Source organism: Parasutterella secunda (assembly GCF_024733725.1).
In the GTDB taxonomy this organism is placed as follows: domain Bacteria; phylum Pseudomonadota; class Gammaproteobacteria; order Burkholderiales; family Burkholderiaceae_F; genus Aphodousia; species Aphodousia faecalis.
This window is the reverse complement of record NZ_JANRHP010000003.1, coordinates 133,837-155,972: the sequence shown is the minus strand read 5'-3', so window position 1 is coordinate 155,972 and position 22,136 is coordinate 133,837. Positions and strand designations below refer to the sequence as shown.

22 protein-coding genes are annotated in these 22,136 nt (G+C 45.1%); 13 read left to right on the top strand and 9 right to left on the bottom strand.

What is annotated here, in order from left to right:
- Window positions 1–108: 108 nt before the first annotated feature.
- Window positions 109–972: a DNA-processing protein DprA gene (locus NW199_RS04280; RefSeq protein ID WP_258333724.1), complete on the bottom strand. Its 864-nt coding sequence runs from the start codon at window positions 970–972 to the stop codon at window positions 109–111.
- 77 nt (window positions 973–1,049) lie between these two features.
- On the opposite strand from NW199_RS04280, the gene def reads away from it, so the two are divergent.
- Window positions 1,050–1,571, top strand: a complete 522-nt coding sequence (gene def / locus NW199_RS04275; protein WP_022473455.1) for a peptide deformylase — start codon at window positions 1,050–1,052, stop codon at window positions 1,569–1,571.
- Here def and NW199_RS04270 read toward each other — a convergent pair.
- The gene (locus tag NW199_RS04270) at window positions 1,568–2,464 is read right to left on the bottom strand and encodes an alpha/beta fold hydrolase (RefSeq protein ID WP_258333723.1); all 897 of its coding nucleotides are present in this window, start codon (window positions 2,462–2,464) and stop codon (window positions 1,568–1,570) included. The two genes, def and NW199_RS04270, sit on opposite strands and share 4 nt — an antisense overlap.
- 114 nt (window positions 2,465–2,578) lie before the next feature.
- Here NW199_RS04270 and fmt point away from each other — a divergent pair, with 114 nt between their 5' ends.
- The 7 genes from fmt to NW199_RS04235 are packed head-to-tail and all read left to right on the top strand — an operon-like array spanning window position 2,579 to window position 11,203.
- Window positions 2,579–3,541 carry a methionyl-tRNA formyltransferase gene (fmt, locus tag NW199_RS04265; RefSeq protein ID WP_258333722.1) on the top strand — a complete coding sequence of 321 codons (963 nt, stop codon included), beginning with the start codon at window positions 2,579–2,581 and terminating at the stop codon, window positions 3,539–3,541.
- Window positions 3,538–4,845, top strand: coding sequence for a 16S rRNA (cytosine(967)-C(5))-methyltransferase RsmB (gene rsmB / locus NW199_RS04260; protein WP_258333721.1), 1,308 nt, complete (start codon window positions 3,538–3,540; stop codon window positions 4,843–4,845). Before fmt ends, rsmB begins: the two co-directional genes overlap by 4 nt.
- 14 nt (window positions 4,846–4,859) lie before the next feature.
- Window positions 4,860–5,453, top strand: coding sequence for a DUF4390 domain-containing protein (locus NW199_RS04255; protein WP_258333720.1), 594 nt, complete (start codon window positions 4,860–4,862; stop codon window positions 5,451–5,453).
- On the top strand, window positions 5,450–7,603 hold the full coding sequence (locus NW199_RS04250; RefSeq protein WP_258333719.1) for a sensor histidine kinase: 2,154 nt from the start codon (window positions 5,450–5,452) through the stop codon (window positions 7,601–7,603). The genes NW199_RS04255 and NW199_RS04250 overlap by 4 nt, the downstream gene beginning before the upstream one ends.
- Window positions 7,604–7,632: 29 nt before the next feature.
- Entirely contained in the window at window positions 7,633–8,280 is a 648-nt protein-coding gene (locus tag NW199_RS04245) for a response regulator (protein WP_022472269.1), read from the top strand.
- Window positions 8,281–8,321: 41 nt separating this feature from the next.
- Entirely contained in the window at window positions 8,322–9,719 is a 1,398-nt protein-coding gene (trkA, locus tag NW199_RS04240) for a Trk system potassium transporter TrkA (protein ID WP_022472270.1), read from the top strand.
- An 11-nt stretch (window positions 9,720–9,730) separates the two neighbouring features.
- Window positions 9,731–11,203, top strand: a complete 1,473-nt coding sequence (locus tag NW199_RS04235; RefSeq protein WP_258333718.1) for a TrkH family potassium uptake protein — start codon at window positions 9,731–9,733, stop codon at window positions 11,201–11,203.
- Here the strand turns inward: NW199_RS04235 and NW199_RS04230 are convergent.
- Window positions 11,200–11,526 carry a DUF1840 family protein gene (locus NW199_RS04230; protein ID WP_258333717.1) on the bottom strand — a complete coding sequence of 109 codons (327 nt, stop codon included), beginning with the start codon at window positions 11,524–11,526 and terminating at the stop codon, window positions 11,200–11,202. The two genes, NW199_RS04235 and NW199_RS04230, sit on opposite strands and share 4 nt — an antisense overlap.
- A gap of 66 nt (window positions 11,527–11,592) precedes the next feature.
- Here NW199_RS04230 and NW199_RS04225 point away from each other — a divergent pair, with 66 nt between their 5' ends.
- Window positions 11,593–12,264, top strand: a complete 672-nt coding sequence (locus NW199_RS04225; protein WP_258333716.1) for a YecA/YgfB family protein — start codon at window positions 11,593–11,595, stop codon at window positions 12,262–12,264.
- 4 nt (window positions 12,265–12,268) lie between these two features.
- Here NW199_RS04225 and NW199_RS04220 read toward each other — a convergent pair whose 3' ends face one another.
- The 3 genes from NW199_RS04220 to NW199_RS04210 are packed head-to-tail and all read right to left on the bottom strand — an operon-like array spanning window position 12,269 to window position 15,113.
- A complete protein-coding gene (locus NW199_RS04220) occupies window positions 12,269–13,651 on the bottom strand; it encodes an AmpG family muropeptide MFS transporter (protein WP_258333715.1) in 1,383 nt (460 codons plus the stop codon).
- A gap of 2 nt (window positions 13,652–13,653) precedes the next feature.
- Window positions 13,654–14,343 carry a pseudouridine synthase gene (locus tag NW199_RS04215; RefSeq protein ID WP_258333714.1) on the bottom strand — a complete coding sequence of 230 codons (690 nt, stop codon included), beginning with the start codon at window positions 14,341–14,343 and terminating at the stop codon, window positions 13,654–13,656.
- A 2-nt stretch (window positions 14,344–14,345) separates the two neighbouring features.
- A complete protein-coding gene (locus NW199_RS04210; protein ID WP_022472276.1) occupies window positions 14,346–15,113 on the bottom strand; it encodes an exodeoxyribonuclease III in 768 nt (255 codons plus the stop codon).
- 69 nt (window positions 15,114–15,182) lie between these two features.
- Between NW199_RS04210 and pyrE the strand changes: the two genes are divergently transcribed.
- Window positions 15,183–15,860, top strand: a complete 678-nt coding sequence (gene pyrE / locus NW199_RS04205; RefSeq protein WP_249091779.1) for an orotate phosphoribosyltransferase — start codon at window positions 15,183–15,185, stop codon at window positions 15,858–15,860.
- A 52-nt stretch (window positions 15,861–15,912) separates the two neighbouring features.
- Here the strand turns inward: pyrE and gatB are convergent, their stop codons facing one another.
- From gatB to gatC, 3 genes are read right to left on the bottom strand one after another with little or no spacing between them, the layout of a single operon-like run.
- Window positions 15,913–17,358, bottom strand: a complete 1,446-nt coding sequence (gatB, locus tag NW199_RS04200) for an Asp-tRNA(Asn)/Glu-tRNA(Gln) amidotransferase subunit GatB (protein WP_022472278.1) — start codon at window positions 17,356–17,358, stop codon at window positions 15,913–15,915.
- A gap of 14 nt (window positions 17,359–17,372) precedes the next feature.
- A complete protein-coding gene (gene gatA / locus NW199_RS04195; protein ID WP_022472279.1) occupies window positions 17,373–18,833 on the bottom strand; it encodes an Asp-tRNA(Asn)/Glu-tRNA(Gln) amidotransferase subunit GatA in 1,461 nt (486 codons plus the stop codon).
- Window positions 18,833–19,120, bottom strand: coding sequence for an Asp-tRNA(Asn)/Glu-tRNA(Gln) amidotransferase subunit GatC (gatC, locus tag NW199_RS04190; protein ID WP_022472280.1), 288 nt, complete (start codon window positions 19,118–19,120; stop codon window positions 18,833–18,835). The genes gatA and gatC overlap by 1 nt, the downstream gene beginning before the upstream one ends.
- Before the next feature lie 227 nt (window positions 19,121–19,347).
- Here gatC and NW199_RS08755 point away from each other — a divergent pair, with 227 nt between their 5' ends.
- Genes NW199_RS08755 through NW199_RS04170 form a run of 3 tightly spaced genes read left to right on the top strand, consistent with a single transcriptional unit; the run spans window position 19,348 to window position 22,135 of the window.
- Complete coding sequence (locus tag NW199_RS08755) at window positions 19,348–20,460, top strand: septal ring lytic transglycosylase RlpA family protein (RefSeq protein ID WP_309148113.1); 1,113 nt, start codon at window positions 19,348–19,350, stop codon at window positions 20,458–20,460.
- Between the two features lie 11 nt (window positions 20,461–20,471).
- Entirely contained in the window at window positions 20,472–21,869 is a 1,398-nt protein-coding gene (locus NW199_RS04175) for a M20/M25/M40 family metallo-hydrolase (RefSeq protein ID WP_258333713.1), read from the top strand.
- A gap of 11 nt (window positions 21,870–21,880) precedes the next feature.
- Complete coding sequence (locus NW199_RS04170; protein ID WP_258333712.1) at window positions 21,881–22,135, top strand: hypothetical protein; 255 nt, start codon at window positions 21,881–21,883, stop codon at window positions 22,133–22,135.
- The last annotated feature ends 1 nt before the right edge of the window (window position 22,136 follow it).

Below are 22,136 nucleotides of genomic sequence, written 5' to 3'. Positions count from 1 at the left end.
GAATTCTTAAAACAAAATTTCTGAGGCCATTCCTCAAATTGCTTTTTTAGAGTAGCACTAAAAGAGAAAAAATTAACAACTTTCTATCATTTGTTTGCTTTTGGAATGTTAATTACGCATTTCTACGACTATATCGTCCACTGATTCAACCAGTTTTGCCCCTTCACGGATCAACTTATGACATCCCTTGGATAACGGTGAATGAATCGACCCCGGAACAGCCATCACGTCTCTACCCTCATCGGCGGCTTCTCTAACTAATGACAACACTTTAGAGCGAATACCAGCCTCAATGACGACAAAATGTTCAATACAAGAAATCATCAATTTTTGACGGGAAGCCCAGGGGTTATCCTCATTTTCCAGCGAGGCAAGAAGCAGTCCATTTTCAGAGGCAAAACGAAGTTTCTTTTCACACAGAGGATCTGAAAGAATATTTTTTGTAACGATCACTAGCGACTGAGCATCTTTTTGGATTGCTGACTTTAGTGCAATATTTTCAATTCCTTCACTGTCGCCCTGAATCAAACTGACCGGATTATTCAGAATGGCTTGAGCCCACGACTTGGCAATGGCTAGCCCTTCTTTGCTCGGGTGAGAGCTGCCCACAAAACCAACTGTCGGACGATTCAATAAAGATAACTGACCAACGGATAACGTCACCAGTGGCGGACGAGCGATTGATAAAAACTTTTGAGGATAATCTTCATCACTCGGGACCACTAGTCTTGCAGTGGGAATGGTATCAAGCAGTTTAAGAATTTCCGTTAGTCTTTGCTCTCGCGACTCGCTCAATGAACCCCGAATTGAAAGAGCAATCGATTGTGGAACCACAGAAGACAAAGCCGAAAAAGTTTGGGAAAAAATATTCTCTGGCAAACCAAATGTTTTTAACAGCCTATAAAAGTTCTCAAAATCCATCTCCGGCACTAAAGCCAAATGCAACCATTTTCGTTGACTTTCCAGAGACATACCTGCCCTATCCTCGAAATCTTATTAATTGCGTTAGAATTTCCAACTTCTGCTAAATCTCTTTTTGGAGACCGCTTGTGGCTATTTTACCGATTGTGCAATTCCCCAATCCTGTTTTGGCGATGAAGTGTCAACCTGTCAGTGAGGTCAACGATACTATTCGCCGTCTTGCTGCAGACATGGGAGAAACGATGTACAAAGCTCCCGGAGTCGGATTGGCGGCTCCGCAAGTTGGTGAACCCATTCGTATGGTCGTTATCGATGTCAGTGAAGAAAAAAATAATCTGCTGACATTAATTAACCCAGTCATTACCGAATATAGCGATGAAAAAGAAACCGGCGAGGAGGGATGCCTTTCTCTTCCCGGCATTTGGGAAAAAGTCACTCGTAGCACTGCAATAACTGTTCAATACACGGATTTAGACGGTCAATCTCAAGAAATTCATGCCGAGGGGCTACTCGCCATCTGCATCCAGCATGAGCTTGACCACTTGGACGGTACTGTATTTATCGATCATCTCAGTCGCCTGAAGTACGACCGTGCATGCTCCAAACTCAAAAAACGCCGTCAACAAGAAAAGCGAGATAAGAACGATTAATTTTTATAACGGTGGCAGTGCTTGGCTATTGCCGGAACGATTTGGTCAATCATCGCATCCGGCAAGTCATGTCCCATTGCTTTGACAACCATCATTCTGGAATTTGGAATCAGGCGCGCAACTTCCTCTCCGGCCGCCAATGGCAACAACGGATCTTCTTGACCATGAATGACCAAAGCCGGCGCCATGATACGCCTGAGATTTTTAGAGCGATCTCCCGATGCCAGAATCGCTAGTAATTGACGGTAACTCCAAGTCACATCAAAACCATTTTTCACCATTTCTTCGGCTACTTCCTTAATTTGTTCATCGGAATAGCTCTGCCCAGGCGAGCCAATAGCTTTGAATATTTTTTGAAGATAAGCCTGCATTGCGTGCGCTGAGTTGTCTGACGGCTTACTAAGCAATCCCCTGATAGCCCCCAGTTTTCCCAAGCCTGTGCGAGGATTACCGGAAGCACTCATAACTGAAATCAAGGAAGCCACTCTCTGCGGATACAAATAAGCAACCACCTGAGCAATCATCGCTCCCATGGAAATTCCCAGGATATGGGCTCGTTTAATATTCAACTTATCGAGAACAGCGATGGAATCTGCCGCCATGTCCTCAAGGGAATAACAACCGTTAATCGAACGTTTTAAAAGCGTTTTTACAATCGCCCCAAAGACTGTAAAAAAGCCTATAGGTCGATCAATTTTGGTAGAAGAACCGCTATCTCTGTTATCAAAAACAACAACACGGAATCCCTGTCTAACCAATTGCTCAATTAACCGTCGTGGCCAAGCACAAGAAGGCATTCCCAAGCCCATTATCAGTAAAATCACAGGGGCTGAATCATCGCCGTAAACGTCATAAGCGATACGGATATTGTCAATTGTTTTAAACGTATGCATAGCTTTCCTCGTGCGTCTAAAAAGTGTATCGCTTTACCAACAAGTTTTAAATAGGCGAAGAAAAAAGCCTCTAAATCGAGCGCACCCTAAATTGAAAACACTAAAATTAAAAACATGAGAATCGTATTTGCAGGAACACCCCCTTTTGCCGCACAAGCTCTTGATGCCTTAATTAAGGCCGGTCATGATGTCTGCCTGGTATTGTCGCAGCCTGACCGCCCTAGCGGCAGAGGCATGAAACTTACCCCGTCAGCAGTCAAAGCTTTGGCTGCCTCACAGGGTATTCCCGTTCAAACTCCCAGAACTTTATCGCATAAAAAAGACCCTCTGGAAGCTTCGGCGATGCATGAGCTTTTACTCGCCGCTAACGCTGACGTAATGATTGTTGCTGCCTACGGTATGCTGTTGCCGCAATCCGTGTTGGATATCCCTAAGGGAATCGGTCCGGATAATTCCGTTAAATGCATCAACATTCACGCCAGTCTTTTGCCCCGTTGGCGAGGAGCCGCTCCCATTACGCGGGCTATAGAGGCCGGAGATTCTTCTTTTGGTGTAACACTCATGAAAATGGAGGCCGGACTAGATACGGGCCCCATGCTTTTGCAAAAGAGCTTCCCCTTAAAAGGAGATGAAACGACCGCTTCTCTTACAGAAACCGTCGCTGAACTGGGAGCGGATATGTTGGTGCAATTATTGTCAGCCCCTCAAGACATCTCAATAACGCCTCAACCTGGGGAAGGCGTAACTTATGCTCATAAAGTTACTAAAGATGAGGGGCGTTTGAACTTTTCGCTGCCGGCTTCAGAAATCGAAAGAAAGATTAGAGCCTTTTCTCCTTTCCCGTCTTCTTTTGCCGAGCATAACGGAACGTTGATTAAATTCTGGCAAGCCCAGTTGTGTCCCGAGATCAGCGGACAACCGGGCGAAGTCGTTGAAGCTGATAAGAATGGTGTTACTGTTGCCTGCGGAAGTGGAGCCATTCGTGCAACCGTTCTGCAACGTCCCGGAAAACCAAAAATGCCTGCACAAAGTTTCCTACAAGGCTATGCAATATCAGCTGGGGAGTACTTTAAATGAGTACTTCGCTCAGTAAAGCCATCGCTATTAGTGCCATCGGATGGCAGAAAATGCTGTCCGAGTCCTGCTCATTGGAAAAGGCGCTTGAAGTGTGTCTTGCCGGACAGCCAAACGAAATGAAAGGGGTAGTACAGAGTCTGCTCTATACGACCGTAAGACATCGGGCAAAAGTAGAGCTGCTCTTAGGCAAACTCGTTAAAAAGCCGCCCCAAGAAAATACAAAAGCTTTACTGTACATCGCGCTGGCGTTACTTCTTGAAGGAAAAGAAAAGGCATTTACAGTCGTCAATCAGGCTGTCGATGCCGCTAAGATGAACGCTGAGACAGCTTGGAGCAGCGGATTTATTAATGCGGTTCTGAGAAATTTTTTACGCAGTCGCTCTCAACTGACGACTGGTTTCAAAACAAATCTTTCGGCTCAATTCAATGCTCCTGGTTGGTGGATATCCAAGGTAAGAAAAGCATATCCGAACCAATGGAGAGGAATTCTGAGTACTCAAAATAAACAACCACCTTTAACAGTACGCGTCAATCGATCCCAAATCTCAGTGAGTGATTTTCTACTGAAATTAGAACAAAATGGATTGACTGGTAAACAGGTAGGTCCTTGGGCTGTCGTTATTGAGCCAGCTTGCCCTGTTAACAAGATTCCAGGATTTTTCGAGGGACTATGTTCCATTCAAGATGCCGGCAGTCAGCTGGTAACTGAATTGCTGACACTTAAAGAAGGAGATCGAGTGTTAGACGCCTGTGCTGCTCCGGGCGGAAAAAGCGCTCAGTTGCTCGAAACCTTTAAGCTCGACCTCACGGCAATGGAAATTGATCCGAAAAGAGCCCCCCGAATTAAGGACACTCTTTCACGGCTTAATCTCAACGCTAAAATTGTTGTTGGAGATGCCAGCGATGAGTCTTGCGTTGAAAAACTTGGCGATTTCGATGCAATTGTGTTGGATGCTCCGTGTACAGCTTCTGGCATCGTTCGCAGACATCCTGACATTGTCTGGTCTAGGAGACCGGAGGACGTTGCACTTCTGGCTCAAAGACAGAGGAAAATTTTGGAAACTCTCTGGAAGAGACTGCCATCTGGCAAAGATTTGTTGTATATCGTTTGTTCTGTTTTTCCAGAAGAAGGGCCTGAACAAATTAAGTGTTTCTTAGAAAAACACCCCGAAGCTCATTTAAAAGGAACGCCCCTAGCGCCAGATGGAGTATTAAGACTTCTCCCAACAGAGCAAGAGGCCGATAAGAACTTGCCAACCAACCATGACGGGTTCTTCTATGCACTACTCACAAAAAGAGGGTGAGGAAAGTGATGCAAATGGTTCGACACGTTATCAATCTGATACTGCCCCTTATTTTGGGGTTGGGCGTTGTCGTGCCAGCCTGGGCCAATGACATTACGATTATGTCATCGTCCTTATCCTCCCGCACTTCTCCTCCCGAGGGGTTGTACTTGGACGTTAACGTTGAATTTGATCTTCCTAGAAGTGTTCAAGACGCACTAAATAGGGGAATTCCTCTGTATTTCATCACAGAGTTTTCTATTGAACATCAACGTTGGTATTGGGTCAATAAGCCAATTATTGAGGCCTCATTAATGACCCGCCTTTCATACAGTCCACTGACACGACAATATCGCTTGTCTCGGGGTGGTCTCTCCCAATCTTTTGATTCTCTGTCTGAAACTCTGACCATTCTTAAATCACTGCACGGATGGCGTGTATCCGAGAATCCTTTTATTGATAGTCCTGAGGATTGTGTAGCCGAAGTCCAGGTCAGATTAGACACCGAACAACTCCCCCTGCCGATGCAGGTGACAATTGGAGAAAACGATTGGGATCTGACTTCTGATTGGCATACGGTTGATTTTGACCAAAGTGTCACGAATCCCCAGAAGGATAGCGAGCAATGAAATATCGCCTAAGATACGGTGCGAGTATCGGTCTTGCCATAGTGGTGGTTTTATTGTTCTTACTAACCTCCGCCGGTTCTACCTCCCACAAGCTTGAACCTTATTTCCCCTTGCTTTTAGTCATCAATGCTTTGGTTGTTTTCGGCTTATTGGTTGCCGTTATCTCATTAATTTCCAGACTCATTAAGCGGTTTCGCCAAAAACAATTCGGCTCACGAATGTTGGCATCGCTTGTCTGCACCATTTCTCTGGTCGCCCTTTTACCGTCATTGCTGATTTACACCATTTCCACGCACCTAATCTCGCAAGCTTTTGACTCTGGTGTTGATTCAAGAGTGGAAACCGCTTTGGATTCTGGCGTAGCTCTTGCACAAAATTCTTTATTGAGAATCCAAAATGATCAACTTGTCACCACCCGCACCATTGCGGATAGGCTCAGCACCATTTCATTTGAGGAGATGAGTGATGAGTTGATGCGTATGAGCGATCTGACGAATTCGGCCATTTTGTTTTTAATTGACGGCAACGGGCAAATCATTACTCAAACTTCTCCTTTGGGTTCTATTAATCTTGCTATATCAATAAGGGATCTTCAGACTGTACGGCAACAGGGCTATTTTTCTAATCTGGAGGAGGACGCCGATTCAACTGATCTTCAACGAAACCTGCTCAGAATCAGAACAATTGTCCCCATTAATAATCACTCATCTCCCGATGAACTTTTTCTGCAGGTTAGTATTGAAATTCCGGAATCCGTTGCCCATAACATTAACGCCGTCACAAATGGCCTTCGAGACTATCAACAGATTATTTTCTCAAGAAGTGGGTTGCAAACTATCTACCACTGGTCGTTGATTTTAACGTTGATCCTAGCTGTTCTCTGCGCTGTTTTAGCGGCATTTTCCTTCGCCAGCCGAATGACTGCGCCGATTCGGCAACTGGCGGAAGGTACACGTCGAGTAACCGGTGGCCACTTCCAACCCATTAAAGAGTTCACCGGAGCCGATGAAATTAATGAGTTAACACGTGCTTTCAATGTGATGGTTCGACGTGTTAATGATGCGATGGACACATTAGAAAGCAGAAGAGAGAGGTTGGAACAATCCAATATTTTCCGGGAAAGAATTTTGGAAAATCTCTCCACAGGCATCATCGTACTGGATCATCTAAAACGTTTGCGTTCTGCCAATATGGGAGCCGTTCGAATCCTTGGCAATAGCGTTTTACAAATTGGCGTTTCGCTCCAAGAGGCAAATCCCGATCTTGCGAATCTGATATTACCGATGCTTTCAGAAAACTCACGGACGGTTAAGCAGGAAAACGCTTCGCTATCGGTAGACAGCAAAAAAGAGCCACTCACGCTCATGCTTCGGACTTCGTCCGTTCCTCTTAATGATGGTCCCGGTTACCTGATCGTGATTGATGATATGACACAAGCTGTTGCCGCCCAACGAGTTATTGCTTGGGGTGAGGTCGCTCGACGTATGGCTCATGAAATCAAAAACCCATTGACCCCCATACAGTTAGCGGCCGAACGCATGCAAATAAAACTTTCCAAACATTTGCCAGAGGAAGACATCATTTTATTAAATCGCTATACCAACACGATCGTTGAGCAGGTTTCTTCCATAAAGCAGATGGTCAATGACTTCCGGGATTACGCAAAACTTCCTAAACCCACATTAAGGCCTTTAAATTTAAACGCTGTGCTCGATGATGTTGCATTACTTTATCGACAGGCTGGGGGTTTTGTGTCGTTATCTTTAGAGGATAACATTCCTGAAATTTTGGCGGATCGCGCCCAGTTACTACAAGTTCTTCACAATCTTTTATCAAACGCCAAAGAAGCCTCTAAAAATGAAGCCGAATGCAAAATTTACCTATCCACGCATTTAGAACGTGATGGTAAGGAGAAAACTGTTATCCTCACAATTCGGGATAATGGACCGGGCTTTAGCGAGCAAATACTGGAACACGCTTTTGAGCCTTACATCACCACCAAAGACACTGGTACCGGCTTAGGTTTACCCATGGTGAAAAAAATTATTGAAGAACATGGAGGTTGGATCACGTTGGCTAATGGATCCGATTCCAATGAGCAGAAATCAAATGGTGCTATAGTTACAATTGGTTTTGTCAATTTAGCCTGACCTTTTTTCTCAGACTCTTATTTATTTAAATGGCAAACATTCTTGTTGTAGATGACGAAGTCGGAATCAGAGAACTTTTTAGTGAAATTCTCTCCGATGAGGGTTATACCGTTACTGTTGCTGCCAATAGTGCCGAAGCCCGACGAGCATTGCGCTCATGTTCCCCCGATGTGATTTTGCTCGATATCTGGATGCCAGATACCGATGGCATGTCGTTGCTTAAAGAATGGGCTTCTCAAGGACCTCTTCCTTGCCCGGTCATCATGATGTCGGGACATGCCAACATCGACATGGCTGTAGAAGCTACGAAGTTCGGGGCTTATTCTTTTTTAGAGAAACCCACTTCCATAAAAACGTTGACGGAAGCCTTAAGGGCTGCGTTGGCCGCAAAGCAAACGATGGAAAGAACAGCCGCTTTAAAACAGGCTGCTTCGGACTCCGCTGAGAAAAAGGCTGCCAAAGAAAAAACACTCTCTCATACTCTTGGAGAGTTAGTTGATTTTTCACTTCCCCTAAGAGAAGCAAGGGATCAATTTGAACGTGCTTATTTTGCACACCTTCTCGAACAAGAAAATTACAGTATGACCCGTGTTGCTGCCAAAGCTCAACTTGAACGTACGCATCTCTACAGAAAGCTACGACAATTGGGCATTGAGTGGACAAAGGAAGAGTCTTGATTTTTTCTTGGGGACGCAGACTAAGCTTGTAACCATAACTTATGAAGATTTTGATTTTGGGAGCCGGCCGCGTTGGCCGATCCGTTGCTGAAACACTGGTCAGTGATGCCAACGATATTACGATCGTTGATGAATCTGCCGAGCGCATTGCTTTGATGCAGGAACGGTTCGACCTCAGAGGTATTGTCGGAGACGCCAGTTCACCGTCAGTATTAAGCAGTGCCGGCGCAATGGATGCTGACTTACTGATCGCCGTGACTGCCAACGACGAAACAAACCTCGTGGCCTGTACTTTGGCAGCGCAAATTTTTAACATTCCTATGCGCATTGCACGAGTCAGAGACAGCGAACTCAGACATTACCCCAGAATTTTAGGTGATGAAGGTTTTCGGGCCACTAGTGTTATTTGGCCTGAACTGGCTCTCGTTACACAATTTTCGAAGCTCATTACCTTCCCTGCTGCCCAGCAGGTTCTTAACTTTGCCGATGACAAGTTAACCCTCTTTACAGTCAATTCCATCGAAAACGCCCCTCTTACCGGAAAAACTCTGGAAGAAGCTTTTCGGTTATTGCCTCAGGCGAAGATGCGTTTTATCTCCATATATCGCCGCAATAGAAGGTTGGAATGTCGGAATGACACTGTCATTGAAGCGGATGATGAGATCACTGTTTTGGTTTCCAGTGACTGCGCTGAAACGGTGATTGAAGCGTTTCATCCTTTCGAAAAAGCCGAGACAATCGTACTAATCAATGGAGGAGAGTTATCGGCGCTGTTAACCGACAAACTTGAGCCCACCCGCTCAAAAAGAAGAGTCAAAATTTTTGAAGGGAAAAAAGAAATTGCTGAAGACCTCTCTCATCGTCTCACCAGCAACCGTGTCTCCGTATCTCTTGTCAAACATGATGATACGTTGACCTTGATGCAAGAAGGGATTGATCAGGCCGATGTCGTGGTTGCATTATCGAACAATGACGAAACCAATATCATGGCGGCGCTACTGGCTAAGCGTCTGGGAGCAAAGCGCAGCATTGTTTTGTTGGAAAATCAAGTCTATTCTGACTTGGTACGCGGAACCGAGGTTGATGTTACAGTGTCACCTACCCAGGCCTCACTCGGTGAATTATTAAGACATATTCGTTATGGCGATGTTGTTAATGCCCAAGAGCTCTACCAAGACAAGGCCGAAGCTTTGGAAATTATTGCCCACGGCACCAAGAAGAGTTCAAAGGTTGTCGGCAAAGCATTAAAAGAAATTGCCTTTCCGAAAGGTGTCTCTGTGGGAGCTATTGTTCGGGGAGAAGGAGATGATGCCAACGTGCTCATGGCCGAACCCGATCTTACCGTTATGGACGATGATCATTTGATTTTGTTTGTTCCAAACAAAAAAGTGATCCAACGCATTGAACACTTATTTGAAGTGGACGTTGGCTTCTTCTAAGAGAGTTCACCATGCTCCGAACTTTAAAACGCCTCCTCTTCCCGGTACTTAATGCGTTAGGGCCTCTGCTCATCATTTTAGCGGCCGCTCAACTGCTGCCCATTGCTATTGCCTACCGGGATGGAGAAAACGTCCTTTCGGAGTTTTTTACTTCTGCTGCCATCAGTTTGCTTGTCGGCTTGTTGTTTCTTTTTTCAACCAAGCGCTTTAAGCGTGAACTCGAACCCAGGGACGGATTTCTACTGGTGACGCTCTCGTGGTTCACAGCCGCCGTCTTCGGCTCCATCCCATTGGTTTTGTTGTTACCTGAAGTCCCCTATTACCGACTATTTTTTGAAGCAGTTTCCTGTCTGACCACAACAGGAGCTACAGCTCTGACCAATCTGGCTGATTTACCTCTTTCTCTTAACTATTGGCGTTGTTTGCTCTCTTGGTTAGGAGGCATGGGGATCATCGTTTTAGCTGTCGCCATTTTGCCTCTATTGGGTGTCGGCGGAGCTCAGCTATTTAAAGTCGAGAATTCCAATCTATTCAAAGACGATCGACTCACACCCCGTATTGCAGATACAGCCAAGGCTCTCTACGGCATTTACATCCTTGCGTCGGCCGCTTGTGTAACGGCGTATCACTGGGCCGGTATGAATTGGGATGATGCGGTTATGTTCATGTTTACAACCATGAGCCTAAGCGGAATTACACCTTACGATCAAAGTATTGGCTACTTTAATTCTCCAGCTATTGAAATGGTTGCCGTCGCTTTTATTGTTTTTTCCGGCTTTAACTTCTCTTTGCATTTCACCGCTTGGAGACAACGTTCTATTTCCGCCTATTTCACCGATATTGAAGCGCGTTCTTGGCTTTTTGTTTTATTGATCGGTATTTCTATTGTTTTTGGCGTATTAACTTTTAATCACGTTTATCCGACGTGGGAAATTACACTAAGACATGCCGTATTCAATGTGGCTTCCCTTTTCTCAACAACAGGCTATACAACCGAAAACTATGAACTCTGGCCATCATCGTTGGGATTTTTACTCTTAATTGGCAGTCTTTTTGCTTCTTGTTCCGGATCAACGGGCGGCGGTGTCAAAATGATTCGCATGCTCATTTTTGTAAAGCAAGCTATCCTCTGTCTTCACACATTACTTCGACCGCGAGATTTTCTGCCGTTAAGACTGGGGAAACATACCATTTCCAATAATTTAGCCGCTAACGTATCGGCCTTTTTTGCACTACATGTCTCCGTCGTTCTTGTGTGCACCCTGCTGATTATGTTTTCTGGCGTCAATTTAACTGAAGCCTTCTCAACCGTTCTCGCCTGTATTGCCAACACCGGCCCAGGCCTTGGCTCAGTGGGCCCCGCCGGCAATTACGCATCGTGCAATCCCATGCATCTGTGGGTGGGATCATTTTGTATGTTTGTCGGCCGTTTGGAACTTTTCACTGTCTTTGTAATCTTTACGAGATCTTTCTGGCGAAGCTAGGTAAGCGGTTCCCAGTGAACGTTGACCCCCTTATCGGCTGCCTTTCTTAATAGTTTCAAAAGTGCATAAAACCGAGTTTTGATGGCAACAGAAGCTAACATTGCGGGCTTTTCTTTAGCTTCATCCTCGTCTTCCGGCACTTCTGACTGAGCAATGGATTCGATAACTTGTTCCAATGAGGCAATGATTGAAGGCAGATCTTGCGCTAAAAAGGCTCCTCTTTCGTGGAAAATAATCCCTGCTTCTTTAAACACTGGTTCAACATGATTTCGCATCATGATGACTTCGCCACTAACTTTAGAACGGAAAACAACAACCGCCATCTCACTCTCCTCTAGGAAATTAGCTTCACTATAATGCTTCTAAACTCATTATTCTAAGTGATCCACATGACACGTCCTGCGTTTTCATCCCCATTAAAAGAAGAAGAATTTGTTGAGCTTGACGAATTACTTGCTCAACTCGATGAAGAGAGCATGCCAATGGATGCTTCTCAAGCCGATGGTTTCCTAACCGCTCTTTGTCTTTTACCAAAAGAAGTAAGCCCTGCAGAGTGGATGCCCATGATTTTCACTGCGCCATCGGCTAAAGCCTCTAAGTTGGATGAAAAACGACAGACTCGGCTCGAAGAACTCGTTTACAGACGCTATCGTGAAATAAACCAACGTCTTAGTCAATTAAAACCTATCGATCCGATCGTTTTCGAACCGGAAGATGAAAATGGTCAGCCTTTAGAGGGTGAAGACGAAATTATTGCCTTGCAACCGTTTGCTTCTGGTTTTTTAGCTGCCGCGCAAAATTGGAGTGGTCTATTGGACTCAGAGGACTCAACAATCAGCTCCTGTCTTGTTGGCATATGGCGTCACCTGCCTGATGAGGAAATCGGAGATTTTGCCTCCGTAAGAGATGAACTTTTATCTGAATCACCCTTAGAAAATCTCGATGATGCGATTGAAGATATTGCCGTTTGCATCAAACAAATAGCGGCCATTACCCGAGGCTTTTCTGAAAAAAGAACTCACAAAACCGAAAAACCATATCGTCGATCAAAACATCGATAATAACTTACCTTTTATTGTTTATTTGACCGGCCCAAACGACCAATATTAAGACAGGGATACCGATAACAGCGGTTCCGATAAAAAATAAGTTATAGCCGACACTTTCTACAACAAAACCGGAAAAGCCAGCTAAAAACTTCGGCAACAACAACATGATTGAACTGAATAAAGCATACTGTGTGGCGGTGTAGGCTACGTTGGTCAAACCCGACAGGTAGGCTAAAAAAGCCACTGATGCGATTCCCGCCGCCAGGTTATCAGCGCTCACTGTTAATACTAAATAAGGAAGATGATGCCCTTGGGTTGCCAACCATGAAAAGAGTAAATTGGTCAAAGCTGAGAGCAATCCGCCTAAAAATAAAGTTTTCATGACGCCCACACGGGCACTGATAAGTCCGCCCAGAAATGCGCCTAACAACGTCATCACAACACCAAACACTTTAGAAACCGCGGCGACCTCTTCTTTTGTAAATCCCAAATCCTGATAAAAAGGATTGGCCATTACACCCATTACAACATCTGAGATCCTGTACGTTGCAATCAAGCACAAAACAATAACAGCGTGCCAACGGAAACGAATGAAAAAATCCATAAACGGCATACAAGCTGCTTCATAAAACCACACGTACAGATTAACCATCCGTTCAGACCAATGAGGATGCTTCTGTTGACATTCCAAGCGATGTTTAACGGTCTGCTCTGAGGTTATTTCTCTTACATTGTTTCTTGGTTCCGGGGACAATACAACCGTCACAACACCGACAGCCATACTCAAAGCCATTACACAGTAGGCAGCCTTCCAGGCCTGCGGGTCGTAACCACTTTCCACCGTTGTAAAAAAGGCCGCTAAGGCTAGGGCTCCTGCTCCGGCCCATATCATGGCCAGTCGATAGCCAGTTTGATAAGTTGCCGCTAATGCAGCTTGCTCCGATAAGTCAGCACTTTCAATACGGTAGGCGTCCAAAGCAATATCTTGGGTAGCTGAAGCAAAGGCTGTCAGCGCTGTAAAACCAATCATTAACGACAGATTCTTCTGAGGATCTGTAAAACCCATTGCCAGTAGACTGCATAAAACCACACATTGGGAGAATAAAAGCCAGGATCGTCTTCGCCCCATTAAAGAGGTCAAAAAAGGGATACGAAGCTTATCGACGAGGGGCGCCCACAGCCATTTAAATCCGTAAGCCAATCCCACCCAAGTGACCATACCGATTGTACTGAGTTCGATTCCAGCTTCTCTTAACCAAAACGACAGCGTTCCTAAAACCAAAAGCAATGGCAAACCAGAGGAAAAGCCCAGAAAAAACATTCTCAGAGCCGGCGCTTTGGTGTATACGCGTAAAGCTGCCAACCAAGGATGTTGCGAGGCTTTAGAGAGTAAAAACATCTTTAAATCAGTTCCTCTCGTCGAATAAAGCGCCATTTCGAAGCTGTGAGATCATCAGGCAAATGATAGTTACCTAAAGCTACCCGATGAAGGGCGCTGACACGATTGCCCACGGCCGCCACCATACGCTTAACCTGATGGTACTTCCCTTGAGTTATTTGCATTTCAAAAACATAATCATCAATTTGGACCAGATCATCCGCAGCTACTTTCTCACGCTCACCATCGAGCATAACCCCTTCTAATAGACGCTCGAACATCTCTTGAGTCATCGCATGTTTAGCAGTCACCCGATAGATCTTGGAGACATGCTTTTTGGGGTGTGTCAAACGATGAATCAAGGCACCATCATCCGTCAGTATTAAAAGACCGGTGGTATCTTCATCTAAACGTCCAACCGGTTGTACTCCCCGATTTCTTAAAGGAGCAGGCAGCAGTGATAAAACGGAAGGGTGATGCAATGGCTTTCGCGAGCATTCATAACCGGTTGGTTTATTCATCGCAATAATCGCTTTTTCAACGTAAGGCCAATTCACTCCATCCACACTAAAAACCAGACCATTGACGTCAAAATCACTTTGGGGATCCTCAACAACCGTTTGATTAATCGTTACGTGACCGTTTACGATGAGTCCCCTGCATTCATGACGTGTGCCAAAACCTTGCGTAAAAAGAATCTGTTCGAGCCGCATTCTCACACCTCATAGTCAACGATCAGAGGCGCGTGGTCAGAAAATTTCTCTTCACTATAAACCGACGTACGACGAGCTTTTTGAGCCAGATCACTTGTTGCGATTTGATAATCGATTCGCCAACCAACATTTTTGGCACGAGCCTGTCCTCTCTGACTCCACCATGTGTATTGTTCTTTTGTTGGTTCCAACAATCGAAACACATCTACCCAGCCTTCTGAAAAAAGATTCGTCAGCCATTGTCTTTCTTCGGGCAAGAAACCCGAATGAGTTAAGTTGCCTTTCCAGTTCTTAAGATCGATTTCTTTGTGAGCGATATTGACATCACCGCAAAATACGATGTCTTTTTCACTGTTTTTCAATTCTTGGAGATGCGTCCAAAACGCGTCTAAGAAACGATATTTAGCCAACTGTCGTTCAGAAGAACTTGTGCCTGAGGGAAAGTAGACCGAAACAATTTTGTAATGATCAAACTCTGCACAGACATAGCGGCCTTCAGCATCAAATTCTTCATTTCCAAATCCAATCTGAACCGAGATAGGCTCCTGTTTGCAATAAAGCGCTACGCCGGAATACCCTCTTTTCTGTGCTGTATGCATATAGAGGTGATAGCCCTGATCATGCAACACCTCCGAACTAAAATCCGAGGTTTGTCCTTTGAGTTCTTGCACACACAATACATCGGCTTGTTGTTGATCGAACCATTGCCAAAAATTTTTCTTTGCAGCCGATCTCAAGCCATTTGCATTGAAGGTGATTATGCGTAACATGTTTTTTCTCATTAAAATTTGAACGTTGGGGTAATTATCCTTAATCGTTAGAATTTTTGTCGGACTTCTATTATGTCTTTACAACATCAATTTATTGAATTTGCTCTTGATACAAATGTGCTTCGTTTCGGTGAATTCAAAACCAAAGCCGGTCGTCTCTCGCCTTATTTTTTCAATCTTGGGCTTTTTAATACCGGTAAAACATTGGGAAAATTAGCTGAGTTTTACGCTCAAACTCTTCTTACCGCTCGCAAAGAAGGCAAAATTGAGTTTGATATGATCTTTGGCCCAGCATACAAAGGCATCCCCTTGGCTGCGGCCGTTGCAGTAAAGTTATCAGAGATGGGATGTGACATCCCCTATGCCTTTAACCGCAAAGAAGCAAAGGATCACGGGGAAGGCGGCATGATCATCGGTGCTCCTCTTAAGGGCAAAGTCATCGTTATTGATGACGTTATTTCCGCCGGAACATCCGTTCGTGAATCCGTCAAATTAATTCAAGCGGCCGGTGCTCAAGCCAGCGGCGTTCTGATTGCGCTTGATCGCATGGAAAAAGGTGGAAATGCAGAACAAATGACAGAAGTTTCAGCGGTTCAGGATGTGATTAACACATTCCATATGCCCGTTATTTCTATCATCAATCTGAAAGACTTATTGGCCTTTATGGACGAAGATACCCCCATGGCTCAACAGGCCAGGGCCTATAAAAAAGCGGTCCAAGACTACCGGGATCGTTACGGTGCCTAACAAACAATTTTGAAAAAAGCCTCTTGGCTGATAACCAAGAGGCTTTTTTTTATTAGGCTAATTTTTTACGCAACAGTTGATTGACCTGAGCGGGGTTAGCCTTACCTTTACTGGCCTTCATCACCTGTCCGACCAAACCGTTGAGAGCCTTTTCTTTACCGGCGCGGAACTCTTCAACATTCTTGGGATTATTAGCAATAACTTCGTCAACAATCTTTTCGATTGCTCCAGTATCCGAAATTTGCTTCAAGCCCAACCGATCAATCAGAGCATCCACACTTTCCTCGCTACCATCCATAATAGCGGCAAAGATCTTCTTAGCTCCCTTATTATTGACGGTATTGTCCAACACACGGGTAATCAATTGAGAAAGCTTCTCCGGGGTAACCGGTAAAGTCTCAACAGTCATTTCTGACTGATTCAATGCAGCTGATACTTCTCCCATCACCCAATTGGCTGCAATCTTCTTATCACTAACTTTATCTGCCACTGACAAGTAATAGTCAGCTAATGCCTTCGAAGAAGTTAAGATGGAAGCGTCGTATTCAGACAAGCCGAATTCTCCGATCAAACGAGCGCGCATTTGTTCGGGCAATTCCGGCATCTCAGAGCGAACCTGCTCAAGCCAATCGTCGGAAATATCCAACGGGAGCAAATCCGGATCCGGGAAGTAACGATAGTCCATTGAATCTTCTTTGGAACGCATTTCACGCGTTTCACCGGTATCTGGATTGTAGAGTCTTGTGGCTTGAACAACTTTTCCGCCGTCTTCAATTAGTTCAATCTGACGGCGAACCTCATATTCAATAGCTTCCTGCAAGAATCGGAATGAATTCAGGTTCTTAATCTCACAACGCGTGCCGAACTCTTTTTGTCCAACAGGGCGAACACTGACATTGGCGTCACAACGGAAATTACCGTTTTGCATATCTCCGTGACTGATGCCAAGCCAAACAACCAGCGCATGCAAAGTTCTTGCATAAGCCACGGCTTCCTCTGCAGAACGCAGTTCCGGCTCCGTCACGATTTCCAACAAGGGAGTCCCAGCACGATTTAAGTCGATACCACTTTGTCCGACCTCCAAACCATGCACACTCTTACCGGCATCTTCTTCAAGGTGAGCTCGCGTCAAATTGAGTGTTTTCATATACGGTTCACCCTTCTTGGGTGTAACCATGAAAGATACTTGACCGCCGATGACAATTGGCCACTCAAACTGACTGATCTGATAACCCTTGGGCAAATCAGGGTAAAAATAGTTTTTTCGGTCAAAGATGGAGCGGGAAGCAACCTTAGCTCCAATCGCTAAACCGAACTTCATAGCTTTTTCAACAGCTCCCCTATTTAAAACAGGTAGGGTTCCCGGTAAGGCTAAATCCACAACACAAGCATGTGTGTTGGGTTCCGCACCAAAATCTGTTGAAGCGGCTGAAAAGATTTTCGTTTTGGTCGAAAGCTGAACGTGAGTTTCAAGACCGATCACAACTTCCCATTGCATAACTGTCTTCCTTTTTAGTAACCGGCCGGAATGCGTTTGTGCCAATCCGTCTCGCACTGATAACGATGAGCAATACCCAAAAGCTTAGCTTCATTGAAGCGGGCACTGACCAATTGGAAACCCAACGGCAAACCGTTGGAGTGAATTCCACAAGGCAGTCCCATGCCCGGTAACCCAGCCAAAGAAATCGGCACTGTATAAAGGTCACTCAAGTAAGCTTGAACCGGGTCACTCTTTTCTCCGAAACGGTAAGCAGGACCGGTTGCCGCCGGGCTGATAATAGCATCGACATCCTTACAAACTGCGTTGAGCTCATTGGCAATCAGACGACGCACACGTTGAGCCTTAATGTAGTAGGCGTCATAGTAGCCATGAGAAAGAACGTATGTTCCGATCATGATTCGACGCTGAGGTTCAGCACCCAACGCTTCTGAACGACTGCGCTTAATCATGTCTTGAATATCGGTGTAGTGCTTGGCTCGGTAACCGTAGCGCACGCCATCGTAGCGGCTAAGGTTAGAAGACGCTTCAGCGCAGGCCACCACGTAATAAACAGGTACGCCTAAATCGACCGTCGGCAACTCGATATCAACGATTTTGGCTCCCATTCGTTCGTAGGTCTTAATCACCTCTTCGATACTGCCAGCTAATTCATCGTCCAAGCCCTTCGCAAACCAACTGCGAGGCACACCGATCTTCACCCCATCCATACTCATATTCAGGTAGCGGGTGAAATCTTCTTTAGGCAGATCTACACAAGTAGAGTCTTTGGGATCAAACTCGATCATCTCGTTCATGACCCAAGCGCAATCCTCTGCAGAACGAGCCAATAACCCCGGGGTATCAAGGCTTGAGGCAAAAGCAATAACACCCCAACGACTCGGACGTCCATAGGTTGGTTTTAACCCTGTCACACCGGTGAAAACCGCCGGTTCACGAATAGAGCCACCCGTGTCCGTACCAGTAGTCACCGGAGCTAAACTTGCAGCCACAGCACTCGAAGAGCCGCCAGACGATCCTCCAGGAACACAGTTTTTATTCCAAGGATTCAAAACCTTGCCATAGGCAGAATTTTCGTTACCGCCGCCCATTGCAAATTCATCACAATTGAGTTTACCGAGGCAAACCATGCCGGCTCGATTCAGATTTTCAACAACGGTCGCATTAAACGGGCTCATGTACCCATCAAGCATCTTACTGGCAGCGGTCGTGGCCCACTCTTTTGTCACAAAAAGATCTTTATGCGCGATAGGAATACCCGTTAAACGAGTCGCATCACCAGATGCAATCCTGGCGTCCGCTTGCTTAGCCTGTTGCAGCGTAGCCTCTGCTCTAACATCCAAAAAAGCATTCAGATCTTTGTTTTGTTCAATACGATCCAAATAAACTTTGGCCAATTCCACGGCTGAAATTTCTTTTTTGGCGAGCTTTTCACTGAGCTCAACCACTGAAGCATGAAAAAGTTCGTTCGACATTATTCAATCACCTGCGGTACCAAGAAATGACCATCTGCTTGTTCGGGAGCATTCTTCATATTGTTTTCCCGATCATTGACCTCTCGCACAATGTCCTCACGAAGACGCTGAGAACCATCATGAGGGTGCGGCATCGGTTCAACCCCATCGGTATCTACAGCCTGAATGCGTTCAATCATTTTGAAAATATTGTTTAATTCGCCCTGCATGCGCACAGCCTCCTCGTCATTTAGTTCCAAATGACTGAGGTTGGCGATTCGGCGAATATCTTCAAGAGCCAGTGTCATAGATTAATCCAATAAAACAGTTCATAAAGCCCTCAATAGGGCCACGCTAACCTGTGAATTCTAATGATTTTTTAATGTATTTAGGAATTCAATATGAAGCCTTGGCTCATAACTCTCCTTCTTTTCAGTTCATGATATTGACAAGAAAAGTTTCACGATGTTTCGCTGCTTTGCTTTTACGAAAAACTTGGGCAATAATCATTTCACAATTTCAATACTCAACAGTCATGTTAAAGCACCGTTTATTATCAGGATTTACCATTATCGCCTCTGCTGTTTTACTGTCAGCTTGTTCCGGAGGCGGCGGATATTTTCAAGATGATGGCCCTCCTTCCGGATTTTTTGCTGATTCCAATTTCAGCAATCTCCCTGATGCCACCCCAAAATATGAAAAACCGCATAGCGGAGCAAATAAACCCTATACCGTCGGCGGAAAGCGGTACGTGCCAATCACTGGTGATAAACCCATGACTCAGCGTGGCACCGCTTCTTGGTATGGGAAAAAATTTCATGGAAGAAAAACTTCGACCGGCGAGACATACAACATGTACGCCATGACCGCAGCTCACAAAACCATGGAACTTCCCAGTTATGCCAAAGTAACCAACTTGAATAACGGGAAAAGTGTCATTGTGAGAGTGAATGACCGTGGACCGTTTGTCGACAACCGCATCATTGACTTGTCGTACGCCGCGGCTAGCAAACTGGGATACGTAAAAAATGGAACCGCTCCTGTCAAAGTGGAGCGAATCCGCATGGCTGATATTAAAAACGGACGAGTTCCGGCCACCGCAGGTGGAATTATTCAACTGATTGATGATTCAAAAATCACCGAAAACAGTGCTGACATTGCTGCTATTGCTAGCGTCATCGGTACCGCAGCCACGGTTGTTAAGACCGTTAAACAAAAGCAGGAAGAACATAAACAAACACAAGTTCAGCAGCTTCCACCTCCTAATACCATTGTGATTGAACCCTCTTCAACCACATCCTTTACGTTGGACGATGTTCCTAATGACTTGCAAGGTGCCGTCAATTTAACGGAAGCTGCAAAACACGACATGGTAAGCACTGAAGTTAATTTATCTTCCGCTGCGATCGGAGCAACCGCCTCCAATCATTGGAGTATTCAAGCCGGAGCATTTGGTTCTGAGAGCAATGCTAGAAACTATGCTCAAACGGTTCAACAAAAAATAGGACGAAGCGTCAACGTTCATCAAGACGGCAGTTTGTATCGAGTGGTTATCGGTGAATTTTCCTCCAAAGACGCCGCCTCTTTGGAAGCACAATCACTAGGTGAAATTTTGGGCAAAAAGCTAGTGCCGGTACAACTGCAATAGGAGAGCACAAAATGCAATTGCAAAAAACAGTCAACGAGTTCTGGAATTTAAAAGCCCAGCCCGCTTTAATGGAATACATAAAAATTCCGGCTAAATCAACGGCCTACGACAGATTGTGGCAGGAGCATGGTTTTTTAGAACAATGTTGTGAGTTGGGACAAAAGTGGGTACAGGAATGCTTACCGCAAGCCCAAACTGAAATTATCAGAGAGGAAGGCAGAACGCCGTGTTTATTTGTAGATATTCCCGCTACAAGGGACAACTCTGCCGAAAGCGTTGTCTTTTATGGGCATTTAGATAAACAACCAGAAGCTGGTGGCTGGAGTGAAGGGTTAGGTCCTTGGACGCCTGTTGTCAAAAACGGAAAGTTATACGGCAGAGGAGCGGCTGATGACGGTTACAGCCTTTTTTCAATGGTGACTTCAGTCTATGCCTTAGAAAAACTCAATCTAGCTCACCCGAGAGTTATCGGTATTTTTGAAACACAAGAAGAATCGGGATCAAACGATTTACCGTATTTTTTACGTAAGCTCAAACACCGGTTTGGAGAGCCTAAATTTTTCATTATTTTGGATAATCATTGCGGTGACTACGATCATGTTTGGCTCAGCACATCTGTCCGAGGAGTAATTTCCGGAACATTACGGGTACAAAGTATGCATTACGGAGTGCACTCCGGTACCTACTCCGGCATGGTTCCCGATCCTTTTTCAATTGCACATGCTTTAGTGGCCCGTCTTCACGACCCAGTAACCGGATTTGTGAAAATTTCCTCGTGTTATACGGATATTCCTAAAAGACGCCTTGAGCAATTGAAAAAAGCAAGTGATGTGTTGGGCGATCTTTCTTGGAATCACGCTCCGTTATTGCCGGCCGTCAAAACAAAGTGCACCACTAACCATGAAATCCTCATTCAAGAAACGTGGAAACCTGCTTTGACGATAATCGGAGTTGACGGCATGCCGAAAATCGAAGATGCCGGAAATGTAATTCAGAGTTCTGTTGCCTTCAGACTGTCCATGCGCTTGCCTCCAGATATTGATTTTGAAAAGGCTCAAAATGATATTGCACAGACTTTAACAACCAATATTCCTTATGGCTGTCAGGTGACTTGGCAATACCCAGAGAACCACCCGGGCTGGTCAGCCAAGGGTAATTCAGAAGAAATAGAAAACATTTTTGATGACGCAGCGAAAAGAATTTTCGGCAAAGAAGCTGTCTTCTTAGGTCAAGGAGGATCTATTCCCATTATTAATACTTTTGAAGAACTCTTCCCCTCTGGTGCCTTTGTTTTAACCGGTGTTTTGGGACCCCAATCGAATGCTCACGCCCCTGACGAGTCCCTTGATATTGAGTACACCCAAAAGCTATCCGCAGTAATTGCCGAAGCTCTGCATCGCTGTCCTTAGGAGAAAAGGCAATGAGACGGGACGTTGTAACAGAGGTTATCGTTGATTATGGTGAATTTATTGAAAACTTTGCCACCGTGTTGGAAGCAACAGATTTTATCAACGGCAATTTAGATGAACTGGATTGGCCTTTGGCTGCCTGGCTTGAAGATTCAAGCGGTCGTAAAAAATGGGATTTTCAAATAATCGATGACGGAGCTGGCGGAGTTGAGTTAGTTGCCGGAGAACCTGTGAAATCAGGTTCATATTATCGACCGATTCATTAAT

What these genes read in the sequence shown, in the direction of transcription:
- NW199_RS04225 (WP_258333716.1), top strand. Translation starts at nt 11,593, where the DNA reads ATGACACGTCCTGCGTTTTCATCCCCATTAAAAGAAGAAGAATTTGTT.
- rsmB (WP_258333721.1), top strand. Translation starts at nt 3,538, where the DNA reads ATGAGTACTTCGCTCAGTAAAGCCATCGCTATTAGTGCCATCGGATGG.
- trkA (WP_022472270.1), top strand. Translation starts at nt 8,322, where the DNA reads ATGAAGATTTTGATTTTGGGAGCCGGCCGCGTTGGCCGATCCGTTGCT.
- NW199_RS04210 (WP_022472276.1), bottom strand. Translation starts at nt 15,113, where the DNA reads ATGTTACGCATAATCACCTTCAATGCAAATGGCTTGAGATCGGCTGCA.
- fmt (WP_258333722.1), top strand. Translation starts at nt 2,579, where the DNA reads ATGAGAATCGTATTTGCAGGAACACCCCCTTTTGCCGCACAAGCTCTT.
- NW199_RS04220 (WP_258333715.1), bottom strand. Translation starts at nt 13,651, where the DNA reads ATGTTTTTACTCTCTAAAGCCTCGCAACATCCTTGGTTGGCAGCTTTA.
- NW199_RS04175 (WP_258333713.1), top strand. Translation starts at nt 20,472, where the DNA reads ATGCAATTGCAAAAAACAGTCAACGAGTTCTGGAATTTAAAAGCCCAG.
- NW199_RS04230 (WP_258333717.1), bottom strand. Translation starts at nt 11,526, where the DNA reads ATGGCGGTTGTTGTTTTCCGTTCTAAAGTTAGTGGCGAAGTCATCATG.
- NW199_RS04255 (WP_258333720.1), top strand. Translation starts at nt 4,860, where the DNA reads ATGGTTCGACACGTTATCAATCTGATACTGCCCCTTATTTTGGGGTTG.
- gatA (WP_022472279.1), bottom strand. Translation starts at nt 18,833, where the DNA reads ATGTCGAACGAACTTTTTCATGCTTCAGTGGTTGAGCTCAGTGAAAAG.
- NW199_RS04170 (WP_258333712.1), top strand. Translation starts at nt 21,881, where the DNA reads ATGAGACGGGACGTTGTAACAGAGGTTATCGTTGATTATGGTGAATTT.
- NW199_RS04270 (WP_258333723.1), bottom strand. Translation starts at nt 2,464, where the DNA reads ATGCATACGTTTAAAACAATTGACAATATCCGTATCGCTTATGACGTT.
- gatB (WP_022472278.1), bottom strand. Translation starts at nt 17,358, where the DNA reads ATGCAATGGGAAGTTGTGATCGGTCTTGAAACTCACGTTCAGCTTTCG.
- NW199_RS04215 (WP_258333714.1), bottom strand. Translation starts at nt 14,343, where the DNA reads ATGCGGCTCGAACAGATTCTTTTTACGCAAGGTTTTGGCACACGTCAT.
- NW199_RS04235 (WP_258333718.1), top strand. Translation starts at nt 9,731, where the DNA reads ATGCTCCGAACTTTAAAACGCCTCCTCTTCCCGGTACTTAATGCGTTA.
- NW199_RS04280 (WP_258333724.1), bottom strand. Translation starts at nt 972, where the DNA reads ATGTCTCTGGAAAGTCAACGAAAATGGTTGCATTTGGCTTTAGTGCCG.
- NW199_RS04250 (WP_258333719.1), top strand. Translation starts at nt 5,450, where the DNA reads ATGAAATATCGCCTAAGATACGGTGCGAGTATCGGTCTTGCCATAGTG.
- NW199_RS04245 (WP_022472269.1), top strand. Translation starts at nt 7,633, where the DNA reads ATGGCAAACATTCTTGTTGTAGATGACGAAGTCGGAATCAGAGAACTT.
- gatC (WP_022472280.1), bottom strand. Translation starts at nt 19,120, where the DNA reads ATGACACTGGCTCTTGAAGATATTCGCCGAATCGCCAACCTCAGTCAT.
- NW199_RS08755 (WP_309148113.1), top strand. Translation starts at nt 19,348, where the DNA reads ATGTTAAAGCACCGTTTATTATCAGGATTTACCATTATCGCCTCTGCT.